We start from the raw sequence: 15298 nt of genomic DNA, 5'->3' as shown, positions 1-15298 counted from the left end.
TCATAGTAATTATTTTTTTTATTCTACTGTTACAGATTTAGCTAGATTTTTTGGTTTATCAGGATCTATACCCTTTTCAATACTAATATAATATGCTAATAGTTGCAAGTCAATGATATATAATAATGGTGATAATACTTCATCAATTTCAGGATCAAATAATAATTTATCCTCAATATCATCAAGATGAGTGTCATTATTAGCACCTAATATGATCATATCTGCTCCTCTAGCTTTAATTTCCTGTAAATTATTGTATGTTTTTCTATAGCTAGGTCCAGGAGGTAATATTCCAACTACTGGTATATTATCTTCTATTAATGCAAGTGGGCCATGTTTTAATTCACCTGCAGGATAACCTTCACCATGAATATATGTTATTTCTTTAAGTTTTAATGCTCCTTCAAGTGCTGTGGGATAGTTAAATCCTCTTCCAATATAGAAGAAGTCGCGTGCAAACTTATATTTCTTAGCAATTTCTCTTATTTGTTCTTCTCTACTTAGTATTTTCTCAGATAATCTTGATATTTTATATAAATTATCAAGTAGTTTTTCATTTTCACCAAGATATGCTACAAGTAAGTAAATACATATTAATTGACTAATGTATGTTTTAGTAGCAGCTACACTAATTTCAGGTCCTGCTCTTGTATATATAACATGATCTGCTTCACGTGTAATGGAACTTCCAACTACATTAACAATAGCTAAAGTCTCTGATTTCTTTTTAGCTATTTTCAGAGCTTTTATTGTGTCTGCAGTTTCTCCTGATTGTGTTATGAATATTACTAATGTGTGTTTATCTAATGTTTTTTGGAAGTATTCAAATTCTGAAGCAAGTATTACTTCTGTTGGAATTCCTATCTGGGATTCAATAAGATATTCTCCAATAAGTGAAGCATGATACGATGTTCCACATGCAACAAAGCAGATTCTATTGAAATTCTTGAATTTACTAACGATTTCCTTTATCTTTTCTGCTTCAGATAATGTGTCCTTAATTACTTGTGGTTCTTCATATATTTCTTTTATCATAAAGTGTTCATATCCACCTTTTTCTGCCATTTCAGGATCCCATGTTATGGTGGTGATTTTCTTTTCAAGAACATTTAAGTCAAGATCCATTATTGTAACATCATCTTTTTTAAGAACAATAATTTCTTTATCTTCAAGATAAATTACTTTCTTAGTTTCATTTAAAATAGCAGGAACATCAGATGCAAGGTAGTTTCCATGATCTGATACTCCTACAATCAAAGGACTTTCATTTCTTGCTCCAATAATTCTATCAGGTTCATCTGATGAAAGTACTGCTAAAGCATAAGATCCTATTAATCTTTTAACAGTTTTTTGTACTGATTTTAATAAGTCTAGACCTTCATCCATATATTTTTCAATTAAATGAGGTATAACTTCAGTATCTGTTTCTGATTTAAATACATGTCCTTCATTAAGTAGTTCTTGACGTAATTCTTTGTAGTTTTCAATTATACCATTATGTACAACGCTTATCTTATTTTTACAATCACAGTGTGGATGTGCATTTTCTTTTGTAGGATTTCCATGTGTAGCCCATCTGACATGAGCAATACCTATGTTTCCATCAATATCCTTAAGTTTGATTTCATCATCAACTTCTTTAATTTTTCCACTGCCTTTTTTAACATTTATTGAATCAGTTACTGTAGCAATTCCTACAGAATCATATCCTCTATATTCAAGTTTTTTAATTGAATCAATAATAATAGGAGCAGCTTTTTTATCTAAAACACATCCAACTATTCCACACATTATTTAATCACCTGGAACTTATTATTTCATTAACTTATTAAGTTATTAAACTAATTTATATTAAATTATTATAATATAATTTATTTAATTCATATATTATAATACTTATTATAAACATTATACATATATTATATTATTATATTTTAGAAAAAGAATATTATTTAATAGAATTATTCTTTTGAAATAAGATTATTGTGGAATTAAATATGAGTGAAATAACAAAAGAATTACTTTATACTGGTAAAGCAAAAGATGTTTATAAAACTGAAAATGAAAATGAAGTAATAATTAAGTTTAGGGATGATATCACTGCTCTTGATGGTGGTAGAAAAGATACCTTATCAAAAAAAGGGGAATATAATGCATTGATATCTGCTAAACTATTCCAAATATTAGAAGAACGTGGAATAAAAACCCAATTTATAAGATTAGTAGAACCAAATGAAATGTTAACAAAATCCCTAGATATGATTCCTCTAGAAGTAATCTGTCGTAATATTGCTACAGGTAGTCTTCTTAGAAAATATCCATTTCATAGAAATCAAGAATTAAATCCTCCAATTATTCAATTTGACTATAAAAATGATGTATATCATGATCCAATGTTAAATGATAGTATTATCACTGCTTTAAAAATAGCTTCACAGGAACAATTAGATAAAATACGTGAAATAACACATGTTATTAACAAAGTATTATCTAAGTTCTTAAAAGAAAAAGGATTAATTCTTGTAGACTTTAAAATTGAATTCGGATTAGATACTGAGGGAAACATAGTATTGGGTGATGAAATAAGTCCAGATACAACTAGATTATGGGATAGTGAAACATTAGACAACTTCGATAAAGATATCTTTAGAAAAGGTGAAGAAGGAGTAGTTGATGCTTATCATAAAGTAGTTGATTTAGTATTAACAACTGAAGAAAAAGAAAAATGGAACGTAGAAAAATTTGAAGATTAATTTTTCATAATATAAAAAAATAAATAGTCAAGGAGAAATTATAATATGAATTTTGATGTGGAAGTAAAAATAAGTTTAAAAAAAGGTATGCTAAGTCCAGAAGCATCAACTATTGAAAAAGCATTAGCTTTATTAGATTATGAAGTTAAAAATACACAAACACTTAATATTATTAAATTTACAATTGATGCTGAAAATAAGGAAGTTGCTTCAGAACAAGTTGATCAAATGTGTCAAAAATTATTATGTAATCCAGTGATACATGATTATGAAATAACTATTAGTGAGGAATAATAGTGACAGATGTAGCTGATGTTAATGTTGGTATAATTAGATTTCCAGGAACAAACTGTGATAGAGATATAGAATATGCAGTTAATTTAGTAGGTGCTAATTCACATTACATATATTGGAATGAAACTGACTTATCACAGATGGATGTTGTAATAATACCTGGTGGATTTTCATATGGGGATTATTTACGTGCAGGTTCCATTGCAGGTATTACTCCAATTATTGATGCAATAAAAGATTTTGCTAAAAAAGAAAATCCTGTTCTTGGAATATGTAATGGTGCACAGATTCTTGGTGAAATTGATTTAGTTCCAGGAGTTTTTATTGAAAATGAGAATGCAAAATTCATATGTAAAAGTAAAAAACTTAAAGTAAATACTACAAGAACACCATTTACAAAGTTATATAAGAAAAATGAAGTTATTGATTTACCAATAGCACATAAGGAAGGTAGATATTATACAGATAATCTTGAAACATTATATGATAACAATCAGATAGTTTTAACATTTGAAGATGGTAATCCTAATGGTTCTCTTGATAATATAACTGGAGTATGTAATGTTGATGGTAATGTTGTTGCTGTAATGCCTCATCCTGAAAGGGCTGTTGAAAAATTATTACGTTCAGAAGATGGATTAAAATTCTTTAAAAGTTTTCTTGACTAATTAATTCTATTTTTTTTATATTTTTTTTTAAAATAAATTCACTTTTTTTTATAATGAATATTTTAATATTGTAGTATTTGTATAAATAATACTACTATAGAATAAAAATTAAAACATTGGAGTGATTTTAATGACAGTATATATGTTAGGAGCAGGTCCAGGAGATCCTGATCTAATAACACTTAAAGCAATAAAACTATTAAAAAAAGCAGATGTTATATTATATGATAGCTTAGCTAATGATGAATTACTAAGTTATGCTCCAGACGATGTTGAATTAATATATGTTGGAAAAAGAGCTGGAGAACATTATAGAAAACAACCAGAAATTAATCAATTATTGATTGATCAAGGAAAAAAACATGAAACTGTTGTACGTTTAAAAGGTGGAGATCCATTTATATTTGGACGTGGTGGTGAAGAAGAACTTGCATTACTTGAAGAAGGGATTAATGTAGAATTTGTTCCAGGAATAAATTCAGGTATAGGCGCAGCTACATCTATAGGTTTACCATTAACTCATAGGGCTGTTGCAACAAGTCTTACATTAGTAACAGGTCATGAAGATCCTGAAAAAAGTGAAAAACAAGTAAATTGGGATTATACTGCAGATACTATAGTAGTATTTATGGGTGTTGGATTACTTAAAAAATACATTCCAAAAATACTTAAATATAGATCTCCAGACACGCCAGTTTGTGCAATAGAAAAAGGTACTCTACCTGATCAAAGAATAGTTACTGGAACATTGGCCGATATATCGGAAAAAGATATTCGACCTCCTGCATTAATAATTATTGGGGATGTTGTAAATATCTATAATAAATGTGAAGAATTAAGGAGTAAACTTGAATAATGTCTGGTAATAATTTTAACAATAAAAATGTTGTAATTACACGTCCTATTGAAAGATCTCAAACATTATCTGATATGATTCTTAAAAAAGGTGGAAAACCAATAATAGTACCTACACTTGAATTACAATTGGTAGAATCTAAGGAATTGGTATATATCATAGAAAATATTGAGACTTTTGATTGGATTGTATTTACATCACCTGCTGGTGTTAAATCCTTTTTTAAACTATGTAAGTTAGATATTATTCCTTCTAAAATAGCAGTAATTGGTGTTAAAACAGAAGAAGAATTGTTAAAATATGGATTTAAGCCAGATTTAATACCAAAAGATTTCACTGCTGAAGGATTATTAGAATCATTCAAATCAATAAATTTAAAAAATAAGAATGTAGCACTTCCAAGAACTTTAAGTGCTCGTGAAGTTTTACCTAAAGGTTTAGAAGATTATGGTGCATCTGTATTAATTGCAGAAGCATACACATCAGGTATTCCTCATGATACAACTAAGATTATTGAATTATGTAATGATATAATAGATGGTCTTGTAGATATTATAACATTTACAAGTCCTCTAACAGTAAAAAATCTTATGGAAGTATATAAAAATAGTCAACCTAGTAGATTAGATGAACTTATATTGGCATTGAAAAATAGGGTTGTTGTAGCATCAATTGGTCCAATCACTGCTAAAGCATTATCAGAATATGGTATTTGTACTATTGAACCTAGTAGATATACTGTTAAAGACATGGTTGAAGCAATTTTACAAAATATTTAATTAGGGAGATTCATATGAAAACAATAATTTGGCCAACATATATAAATTCAGAACATTCAAGGGGTGAAGGTAGAAAATTATCCCTTGAAGAATCAGTGGAAGAACCTAAAATACGTGAAATTAGTCAGAGTCTAAAAAAATTAAAAATACAATATGTTGTTGAACATAATAAATCTTATCCAGGTTCTTGGTGGGAAAAATCTGGAAGAGTTGTTGTAGAACAAGAAGATATGACTAAATTAGAATTATTACGTGCTATTGCTAAAAATATTAAGAATTCACGTAACAATTAAATATTCATCTTCTAATCTTTTTTTAATAATTTTTATGGAGTTTTTAAATGAGTGAAGTTGGAGATAGTTCTTCTAATATTGTTGATTCAAGAAAACATATGGACTTATTATTTAGTAAGGCAAAAGATAAAATTTTAGATGCTGAGGATATTACAGTATTTACACACACAGATTGTGATGGTATAACAGCAGGTAGTATTTTATCATCTATTTTTGATAAACTTGAGATAGATCATAGTGTTAACTTTGTAGATATTAATGAAGTAGAAAATTTAACTACTGACACAGATTTAACTATAATATCAGATTTAGGTGCAGGTCAAAACGTATCTAATATCTGTGATAATTCAAATAAATCAGTAATTGTACTTGATCATCATCCACCTATACGTAAATTAGGTACAAAACTAAAGGGTAATTTAATTGAAATTAATCCAAACTATTATGGATTAGATGGATCATATACAATTTCTGGTGGAGGTTTATCATATCTACTTGCTAAATCATTTCATTTTTATGATTTAAGTTGGATGGGTATTTTAAGTGCAGTTGGAGATATGCAAAATAGTATGACAGGACGACTAAGGGGTCTTAATACTGAAATTTTAAATGATGGAAAGGAAGTGGGTTGTGTTGATTATACAAATGATTTATTATTGTATGGTAGACATACTAGACCATTATTTGTAGCTTTATCCTACTTTGGTGATATTCATCTACCTCTAACAAATAATCGTAATGAATGTGTTTATTTCTTGGAAAACTTGGGAATTCCTGTTAAAAATGATTTAGGTTCTGTAAGATATCTTTGTGATTTAAGTATGGATGAAAAATCTAAATTATTTGGTGAATTATTGAAAATGATGACAAGAGAAGTTCCTGATAGATATGTTAAATATATTCCTAAATTAATTTCTGGAGAAACATATGAATTTACTTTTGAGGAAGATTACACTCCTTTTAAAGATGCAAGTGAGTATAGTACTGTTATCAATGCTTGTGGAAGAAACAATAATTATGAATTGGGAATGGATGTTATTAAAGGACATAGAGCTCAAAGACATGTGGAGTTAGAAGCTCTTGTTAAAGAACATAAACAATATCTTGCTCAGAGTTTAACAAAAATTCAAGAGAATAATTCTGTTGAAATAATGGATAATATTCAGTATTTTAATGGGGATGATGTTAAGGCGAGTGTTGTTGGAACGATTGCAGGAATGTTATTAAATAATTATGATTGGCAAAAACCTATAGTTGGTTATACACATATTGATTCAGATACACCAGGATATAAAGTATCACTTCGTTGTTCTAGATTACTTGGTTATGATGGTGTACATTATGGTAATCTTGTAAGGGATATTTCTCAGAAATGTGGTGGTTCTGGTGGAGGACATAGTGTTGCATGTGGTGCATATATTCCAGAGGATAATATAGACCAATTTTTGGAATTATTAAATAATTCTGTTAATTTTAATTAATTATTTCATTTTTTTTCTTTCTTTAAGAATTTTAGTTTCATATTATTCAAACCACATAATATATTAATTTTTTATTCAATGGTTTTTTTTATAAAGATTTAAATAAAGTAATTTTTATATATTAATATATAATATTAAAATTTCATTGATTTTTAATAGAATAACTATTAAGAGGTATCACATATGAGAATATTTAAAAATAAGGGTGAATTCACAAAATTCCAAATTCTTGCAAAAATTGCACAGCAGGAACCTCATCTTAAACAAAAGGATATTGCTGATGAATTAGGAATAACTGTACAGGCTGTTTCTGAAAATATTAAATCTTTAGTTAAAGAGGGTTATGTTGAAACAGGAAGCTCAAATTTCAGATATAAAATAACCAAATATGGTATAGATAAGGTAAAAACTGAAGCAATAAATCTTAAATCTTATTCAGATATGGTTTTAACAACAATGAATGGATATAAATCTATTTGGCCTGCAATTGCTGCTGAAGATTTACATCAAGGTGAACAAGTATGGTTAAATATGGAAGATGGTATTTTATATGCTGATACTGAAGATAAATCAGGAGCATATGCAGAAGTATTTAATGATGCTTTAGAAGGTGAAGATGTAACTCTTATAAATCTTGGTGGAGAAATAGATTTAGTTCCTAAAGATGTTGTTATAGTAAAAATACCTCCTATTGCTGAAGGTGGATCTAGAGCATGTGATATGGAAAAAATAAATGAAATTTATGCACAAGATTTTGATAGAATAGGTGTTTTAGGAACAAGTGCAAGGGCTATTACAAATCATTTAAATGTTTATCCAGATTTTGAATTTGCTACTGCTGAGGCAACTTGTAGTGCTGCAGAAAAAGGTTTACGTGTACTTGTATTTACAGTAGGTAAAATGACAAATAGAGTAACTTCAAGATTAGAAGATAAAGGAATAATTTATTGTATTGAAGATGTTAAAAAAGTTTAATCTTCATATTCTTTTTCTTCTATAAAACTTTTTTTTTATATAGAATCTATTTTTATTACTTATATTCAATTCCTTTAGTATTTATTTTTGTTATAATTGGATTATCTATCGTTGTATCAGGACTGTATGATAGTGCAAAAGCTGTATTTCCAAGCATAGCCATAGAGGCACCCAGTGTTTCTTCATCTAGAATGTTTATTATTTCTGCTATTTCTTTAGAAATTAATTGTGTGTCATTTGCAAACTTTCTTGATAATTTCATGAAATTAGAAATACTTGGATTATTTATTAATCTATTAAGTAAAATACTACCACTTTGATTTATATGCTTTTGATGAATAGGATTTTCAATTATATCCTTAGTTTCTAATAAACCAATAGTTTTAGTAATAACATATATAGGTTTAGTTATTGGAATTTTATCAATTATACCTTTTACTGGTGAACCTTCATTTAATCTAATAACACAACCACCAAACATTTCAGATATAACATCACCCAAACCACTTGATTGTGAAATTTCAGCAAGATGAGCAATTTCTCCTGCTTCTTTGAAACTAATATTAATTCCCATTAACTTAGGTAATGTAAAACTAATACCCAATGCAAATGCAGCACTTGTTCCAAAACCAGCACCGATAGGTAATTTACTATCATGATTAATATAAATATCATAATCTTGAATATTAACATTATATCTATCTAAAATAATCTTAACAGTCTTTTTACTTATTGTGTTAAGAGAATCTTCTTTATTATTAACATTTATAATTATATTCCCATTTCCATCTTTAATTTTCGTATTTGTAACTACACCTTCATCAAGGGTAATACCTGCACCTTTTGAGCCTTTAAGAAGGGGATTACTATTTTGAATAATTTCAAAAAAACCTGTTATATGTGAAGGTACAAATACACTAAGTTCATTTTTCATGATATTATTTATATCATTTCATATTCATAAATAAAATTATATAAAAAATAAAAATAATTATATAATAAATTTAATTTAATCATAACAATATTTGGAGAATAATATCTATGTCAGAAAATAAAAGAATAGACCTACATACACATAGTATTTTTAGTGATGGTGAATTATTACCATCAGAACTTGCAAGAAGAGCAGATGTGCTGGGACATAAAGCATTAGCAATAACAGATCATGTCGATGCATCAAATATAGAAGTAGCTTCAAAAATATCTGAAGCAGTAAATGATATACGTGATAATTGGGATATTAACATAATACCGGGAGTAGAAATAACACATACGCCAATAGAAGTAATAGATAAATTAGCAAACAAAGCAAGAAAATACGGTGCAGAAATAGTGGTAGTGCATGGTGAAACAATAGTTGAACCAGTAAGACCAGGAACAAATAGAAAAGCAGCAGAATCACCAGAAGTAGATATAATTGGACATCCTGGACTTATAACACCTGAAGAAGTGGAAATTGCAATTGATAATGATGTATCATTAGAAATCAGTGCAAGAAAAGGACATTGTTTAGGTAATGGGCATGTGGCAAAATTAGGACTAGATATGGGAGCAAACCTTGTTTTAGATACAGATACACATTCACCTGATGATTTAATAACATATGAATTAGCAGAACGTATTGCAAGAGGTGCAGAAATACCTGAAGATGAAATTCCAAAAATATTAAAAGATAATCCTGAAAAAATACTTAAAAAACATGGATTAATTTAAAAAAAATTTAATAGATAACATCATATTTTAATAAAATATCATCATCTATTTTTTCTACTTTTTTTATTTTTAAATTAATACAATCATTCTTATCAAAACCTTCACCATCAACAAAGGTCTTTGAATCATATCCTCCTAAAATTTTAGAACCAATACAAATAGAAACTTCATCGATAAGTTTCTCTTTAAACATTGAAAAGTTAAGTGTTGAACCACCTTCTAGGAGAATACTCTTTATTCCAAGGGAATATAACTTATCTAATGCTAATTTTAAATTAACTTGTTTTGAACCACATATAATAACATTACATTTTTCTTTTAATAATTCAACACTAGCTTTATTGGCCTTAGATGATACAATAACAATTGTTTTAGCATCATCATTTAAAACTTTTGAATCTAATGGAATTCTAGCACTACTATCAACAATGATTCTTGTAGGATTTTCTGATTTTTTACAATTAATTTTATGAATTGTTAATTTAGGATTATCAATTAAAACAGTATTTATGCCAACCATGATACCATCATACTCTTTTCGTAAAGTATGTACTCTAATTAAATCATTCTTACCAGATATTTTCATTGAACTGTTGTTGGTTGCAATCTTACCATCAACTGTCATGGCTGAATTTAATAATACATATGGCTTCATATAAACTCACTTGTAATTAACTTTTAATTCTCTTAAAGTATTTACTATATTTTCACCATTACGAACAGCATTTATTAAAACTTCTTTAAAACCTTGTTTAATAAGACTATCATTTTGAATAACCCATAAAATTAAGTCAGGATTATCAACAATACTTAAATTACTAAGAATGGTTTCAGGAGTATTGGCTGTGGTTATTGTAACATGTTTCATGTTATTAATTTCAATGATTTTAAAAGTAATTAACTCCTCTTTATCCTTAATACTAAAATAATCATCGACTTCAACAAATCCAGTAACAGATTTCTCAATATCTAATAAATCCTTTTTTATTTTAGATTCATATTCTCTTCTTTTTTCAATATACATTTTTAACATATCATCCATAAATACAATCTCCTACAGGTTATATACATCTATTGCATTTTTCTCAGTTTCTTTTTCTATTTCTTCAAAATCAATCTTTTTTGTTCTTGCAATTCTTTCAATAGTCTTTCTTATATTCAGTGGTTGATTATATTCACCCTTCACAGGGGAAAGATAGGGACTATCTGTTTCAGTAAGCATGTTTTCAAGGGGAACCTTTTTCATATTTTTTTTATGTCTTTTTGAAAAAAGGGTATTTGTAGCAAAAGAAATATAATATCCATAATCAACAGCTTCCATTGCAGTTTCTTTACTTCCACTAAAACAATGAAATATAACATCTGGAATTTCAGTATATTTTTTTACAATATTAAGAGCATGAGCTTCAGCATCACGTACATGTAAAACAATAGGCATATCATATTCAGTTGCCATATCTAATAATTTTTCAAAAACAGTATGTTGTCTTTTTAATTCATTTTCGGATCTTTTTACTGAGAAATCAAGTCCAATTTCGCCAATAGCTTGAATATTATCTATATTATCACTAATTTGTTTCAAAGTTTTATTAATAGTTTCTTTATTATCATTTCCTGCATACTCTGGATGGTAACCCATAGTGGTTTTTATAAAACCATTGTATTGTGATGCTACTTTTAATGATCTAATATTACCCTTATAACTAGCACCAGAGTCAACAATATATTTAAATTCTTTTCTAGTATTTTCTATAATTTCTTCTCTTTTATTATCAAATTCTTCAAAACTTAAATGACAATGTGTATCTATCATATTTATCCTTCTTTTATCTAGTTATCTTCCAAATCTTCTTTGTCTTTGTGTATATGATCTTATTGCGCGTAGAAAATCTACTTTTCTTAGTTGTGGCCAAAGACTATCTGTAAAATATAATTCGGAGTAGGAAGATTGCCATAATAGGAATCCACTTAATCTTTCTTCTCCACTAGTACGTATTACTAGATTTGGATCTTCAAGTCCTGCTGTATATAAATTATCATTAATCATTTTTTCATTTATTTCATCAGGTTCAATATTACCCTTTTGAACTTCTCTTGCAATCTTCTTAAATGCATCTACAATTTCTACTCTTCCATCATAACCCATTGCAATATTAATCATTCTTTCATTATAATCTTTTGTAGCTTCTTCTGCAGTGTCAATTGCATCTCTAACTTTTTTTGGAAACAATTCTAATTTACCAACAGCATTTAATCGTATCTTATTTTTATGAATTTTCTTATTTGTACTAATATTTAAAAAACTTTGAACAAATAAATCCATTAAACCCTCTACTTCCTTTTTATCTCTATTGAAGTTCTCAGTTGAAAATGCATAGACTGTTACAATATTAATACCTAAATCAATACACCATTCAATAACATTTTCTAGTGTATCCACTCCCTTTTTATGACCTTCTATTGGATCCATATTTCCTTGAATTTTAGAGTAACGTCTATTACCATCCATTATTATTGCAACATGGTTTGGCATCTTATCTGCTTCAAGGTTTCTTGTAATATACCATTCATATAATGAGTATAAGGGTTGTAATAATATCATAGTAGATTCTTCTTCAATTTTTTATTTATACTATTTATTTGTTTATTCTTACATAAAATAATAACTTTTTTCACTTATTTTTAGTTTTAATAATATTTGTCAGTAGAGTTATTGCATTAACATAACCTTCAGTAGTTTGTGAACGAGAAGTATCTATGAATAATTTTTCTTGTTTCAATGTAAGAGCACCATAACTTTTTATTCCAGCTACTAAGACTAAGCTTCTGAAAATAATATTTCCACTTATTCCATCAGGTGCAATTATTACATTTGCATGGTCTTTTATTGCTTCTTCAATTAGAATATAGTAATGTTTTATATTACATTCATCTTTTAAATCTTGAACTATTTGTTCACATTCATCAATACTATGATCTATTTTGGGACTTCTACCCTTATCTTGTTTTCTTCCACCAGAAATCAATGCTATTTTTGGAGTGTGTCCAGTTTGTTTGATAATTCTAGAACATTCACGTATTATTGTTTTTTTAGCTTTTATAGTATCACATTCATCAATACCAACAGGTGTTAACATGAATTTATGTCCATCTTTTTCAAGTATGGAAGCTCTAAATATATGGGGATACTTCTTTTTAAGATCCATGATAATGTTTGATTCAAGTGATCCTCTTATAACACCATCTATTTCTGGATTATTTAAATAATTCAGTAATTCTTCATTTGTCCTTGCTATTTTTATATCATATGGAAATTGTTTCACTGCTTCTAAAACATTTTTATTTTCTCCAAGTCCAATTGCAATTTTCATACTTAATAACCTAATATTTTTTTTTAGTATTAATAATTTTATATGAATATATTATTAAATTTAAGGATAAGTAATTATTTTTTTTTAAAAGAAGTTCTAATATAAAAAAAGTAAAAAAAGAAGAGGAGTTTATTTATATAATTTTGTTAGAGCAATTTCAATTGCATTTAAGGTTTTATCTAAGTCATCTCTACTATGTGATGTTGATATAAAACCACATTCATACTGTGATGGAGCAATAAACACTCCATTTTCAAGAAGTAGGTGGAAGTATTTTAAGAAGTTTTCTGTATCAGATGTTTGTGCTGTTTTATAATCATATACCTCATTTTCAGTGAAGTATATTTGTGTCATAGATTCAACACCATTTACATGGAAGTTAATATTTAATTTATCTAGTATGTCTACAATTCCATTTCTGAAATATTCTCCACTTTTATGTAACTGTTTATAACTATTATCATCTAAAACTTCAAATGCAGCTAATCCTCCATTAATGGACATTGGATTTCCACTAAATGTACCAGCTTGATATATTTTTCCACTAGGAGTAAATTGTTCCATATATTCTTTTTTTCCTGCAATAGCTCCAATAGGGAATCCTCCACCTACAATTTTACCAAATGTAGCTAAGTCAGGGATAACATTATAATATTCTTGTGCACCACCTTTACTTATTCTGAAACCTGTGATAACTTCATCAATAATTAATAAAATTCCATTTTCTAATGTAATTTCACGTAAAAAATCAAGGTAACCTTCTTTAGGTGGAACACATCCAATATTTCCCATAACAGGTTCAACAATAATACATGCAATTTCATCTTTATTTTCATTAATAAGTTTTTTTAGGGCTTCTTCATCATTGAATTCTACGAGCATAGTATTTTTTGTTGTATCTGTAGGTATTCCCGGAGAATCGGGTAGTCCTGCAGCTCCTGATCCTGATTTGACTAGTACAGCGTCATGAGCTCCATGGTATGCTCCTTCGAATTTGATTATTTTGTCTCTTTTTGTAATTCCACGTGCTAATCTAATAGCACTCATTGTAGCTTCAGTTCCAGAATTTGTAAATCGAACCATTTGTGCACATGGCACTCTTTTGATTACTTCTTTTGCTAGTTGAACTTCTTTTTCTGAAGGTACTCCATAATCTGTACCTAATTTTAATTGTTCAATGGATTTTTCAATAATATGTTCATTTGCATGACCAAAAAGTAAGGGTCCATATCCTAAACAATAATCTATATATTCATTTCCATCAACATCATATATTTTTGAACCTTTAGCACTTTTAGCAAAGAAAGGATAAGGTTTGTATGCTCGTACTGGTGAATTAACTCCTCCGGGAAGGTAATTTACAGCTTCATCAAATAATTCTTTTGATTTATCAAGTTTCATTTATTGTCTCCTCTTTTATTTTTTAATATTTAATAATGAATTAATAATTGCAACTGCAATTGGTGTTCCACCTTTAGGTCCTGTTGTAATTGCATAAGGTATATTTGTTTTGGATAATGCTTCTTTAGAATCAGCTGCACCTACAAATCCTACAGGTACCCCTGCAACTGCACGTGCATCCATTTGACCTTCTTCAACTAATTCCATTACTTCAAACAATGCTGTTGGAGCGTTTCCTATTGCAACTACTCCTTTAAATCCATCTTCAGCTGCAATTCTCATAGCAGCTGCTGAACGAGTAATTTCTTCTTTTTTAGCCAATTTAATTGCTCTTTCATCACGGATATAACACATTACTCTACCATCATACCTTGTAATTCCTGATTTAACCATATTTATGTCTGTAAGAATATCTTCTTTTTTATCAAAACAATCAAGTGCAGTTTCTACAAATGTGGGTGATATTTTAACAAGTTTGGCATATTCTGGGTCTGCTGTAGAATGTACAACACGTTCAACTATGTCTCGTTCCTCATATGTTAAATTCTTAGTTTCATCATCAATTAATGATTTAATAATTTCTCTACTTTTATTAGCAATATCATATCCTGGTTTTGTTGATGCTCCCATATTATACATATAATTTCACACCTTTATTTTAGAATTTTTGTTTTTTAACTTACTCTATTTTCTTGTATATATGGCTATGTTAAA

General features: G+C 28.1%; 18 protein-coding genes. 9 read left to right on the top strand and 9 right to left on the bottom strand.

Features of this window, described 5'->3' with window-relative positions; translation table 11 throughout:
• Positions 1–18 precede the first annotated feature (18 nt).
• Positions 19–1791 (bottom strand): glutamine--fructose-6-phosphate transaminase (isomerizing), encoded by a 1773-nt coding sequence (glmS, locus tag BZ132_RS05730; RefSeq protein WP_286940640.1) that lies wholly within the window; start codon positions 1789–1791, stop codon positions 19–21.
• Positions 1792–1997: 206 nt separating this feature from the next.
• Here glmS and purC point away from each other — a divergent pair, with 206 nt between their 5' ends.
• The 8 genes from purC (at position 1998) to BZ132_RS05690 (ending at position 8099) form a co-directional block, all read left to right on the top strand.
• Positions 1998–2753 (top strand): phosphoribosylaminoimidazolesuccinocarboxamide synthase, encoded by a 756-nt coding sequence (gene purC, locus BZ132_RS05725; RefSeq protein WP_048059754.1) that lies wholly within the window; start codon positions 1998–2000, stop codon positions 2751–2753.
• A gap of 45 nt (positions 2754–2798) precedes the next feature.
• Entirely contained in the window at positions 2799–3047 is a 249-nt protein-coding gene (gene purS / locus BZ132_RS05720; RefSeq protein WP_011406774.1) for a phosphoribosylformylglycinamidine synthase subunit PurS, read from the top strand.
• Positions 3048–3049: 2 nt separating this feature from the next.
• On the top strand, positions 3050–3715 hold the full coding sequence (purQ, locus tag BZ132_RS05715) for a phosphoribosylformylglycinamidine synthase subunit PurQ (RefSeq protein ID WP_011406773.1): 666 nt from the start codon (positions 3050–3052) through the stop codon (positions 3713–3715).
• A gap of 130 nt (positions 3716–3845) precedes the next feature.
• Positions 3846–4571, top strand: a complete 726-nt coding sequence (gene cobA, locus BZ132_RS05710) for a uroporphyrinogen-III C-methyltransferase (RefSeq protein ID WP_011406772.1) — start codon at positions 3846–3848, stop codon at positions 4569–4571.
• The gene (locus tag BZ132_RS05705) at positions 4571–5350 is read left to right on the top strand and encodes a uroporphyrinogen-III synthase (protein ID WP_286940639.1); all 780 of its coding nucleotides are present in this window, start codon (positions 4571–4573) and stop codon (positions 5348–5350) included. The genes cobA and BZ132_RS05705 overlap by 1 nt, the downstream gene beginning before the upstream one ends.
• Before the next feature lie 14 nt (positions 5351–5364).
• Entirely contained in the window at positions 5365–5643 is a 279-nt protein-coding gene (locus tag BZ132_RS05700; RefSeq protein ID WP_011406770.1) for a signal recognition particle subunit SRP19/SEC65 family protein, read from the top strand.
• Positions 5644–5690: 47 nt separating this feature from the next.
• A complete protein-coding gene (gene recJ, locus BZ132_RS05695; protein WP_011406769.1) occupies positions 5691–7124 on the top strand; it encodes a single-stranded-DNA-specific exonuclease RecJ in 1434 nt (477 codons plus the stop codon).
• Between the two features lie 183 nt (positions 7125–7307).
• Positions 7308–8099, top strand: a complete 792-nt coding sequence (locus tag BZ132_RS05690; RefSeq protein ID WP_011406768.1) for a winged helix-turn-helix transcriptional regulator — start codon at positions 7308–7310, stop codon at positions 8097–8099.
• Positions 8100–8154: 55 nt separating this feature from the next.
• On the opposite strand, the gene BZ132_RS05685 is transcribed toward BZ132_RS05690, so the two are convergent.
• Positions 8155–9033 (bottom strand): pantoate kinase, encoded by an 879-nt coding sequence (locus tag BZ132_RS05685; RefSeq protein ID WP_011406767.1) that lies wholly within the window; start codon positions 9031–9033, stop codon positions 8155–8157.
• Positions 9034–9140: 107 nt separating this feature from the next.
• Between BZ132_RS05685 and BZ132_RS05680 the strand changes: the two genes are divergently transcribed.
• Positions 9141–9812, top strand: a complete 672-nt coding sequence (locus BZ132_RS05680; RefSeq protein WP_011406766.1) for a histidinol phosphate phosphatase domain-containing protein — start codon at positions 9141–9143, stop codon at positions 9810–9812.
• A 7-nt stretch (positions 9813–9819) separates the two neighbouring features.
• Here BZ132_RS05680 and BZ132_RS05675 read toward each other — a convergent pair whose 3' ends face one another.
• The 7 genes from BZ132_RS05675 to BZ132_RS05645 form a co-directional block, all read right to left on the bottom strand.
• The gene (locus BZ132_RS05675; RefSeq protein WP_011406765.1) at positions 9820–10467 is read right to left on the bottom strand and encodes a 2,5-diamino-6-(ribosylamino)-4(3H)-pyrimidinone 5'-phosphate reductase; all 648 of its coding nucleotides are present in this window, start codon (positions 10465–10467) and stop codon (positions 9820–9822) included.
• 6 nt (positions 10468–10473) lie between these two features.
• Positions 10474–10854 carry a hypothetical protein gene (locus BZ132_RS05670; protein WP_112149679.1) on the bottom strand — a complete coding sequence of 127 codons (381 nt, stop codon included), beginning with the start codon at positions 10852–10854 and terminating at the stop codon, positions 10474–10476.
• Positions 10855–10866: 12 nt separating this feature from the next.
• Entirely contained in the window at positions 10867–11625 is a 759-nt protein-coding gene (locus BZ132_RS05665; protein ID WP_011406763.1) for a TatD family hydrolase, read from the bottom strand.
• A 21-nt stretch (positions 11626–11646) separates the two neighbouring features.
• Complete coding sequence (gene uppS, locus BZ132_RS05660; RefSeq protein WP_286940637.1) at positions 11647–12414, bottom strand: polyprenyl diphosphate synthase; 768 nt, start codon at positions 12412–12414, stop codon at positions 11647–11649.
• A 70-nt stretch (positions 12415–12484) separates the two neighbouring features.
• A complete protein-coding gene (gene mtxX, locus BZ132_RS05655; RefSeq protein WP_011406761.1) occupies positions 12485–13183 on the bottom strand; it encodes a methanogenesis marker protein Mmp4/MtxX in 699 nt (232 codons plus the stop codon).
• Between the two features lie 129 nt (positions 13184–13312).
• Positions 13313–14584 carry a glutamate-1-semialdehyde 2,1-aminomutase gene (gene hemL / locus BZ132_RS05650; RefSeq protein ID WP_011406760.1) on the bottom strand — a complete coding sequence of 424 codons (1272 nt, stop codon included), beginning with the start codon at positions 14582–14584 and terminating at the stop codon, positions 13313–13315.
• A gap of 15 nt (positions 14585–14599) precedes the next feature.
• Positions 14600–15223: a cobalt-precorrin-8 methylmutase gene (locus BZ132_RS05645; RefSeq protein ID WP_011406759.1), complete on the bottom strand. Its 624-nt coding sequence runs from the start codon at positions 15221–15223 to the stop codon at positions 14600–14602.
• Positions 15224–15298 lie beyond the last annotated feature (75 nt).

This window comes from Methanosphaera sp. DEW79 (assembly GCF_003266085.1).
In the GTDB taxonomy this organism is placed as follows: Archaea; Methanobacteriota; Methanobacteria; order Methanobacteriales; family Methanobacteriaceae; genus Methanosphaera; species Methanosphaera stadtmanae.
This window is presented reverse-complemented; position numbering and strand designations above follow the sequence as displayed.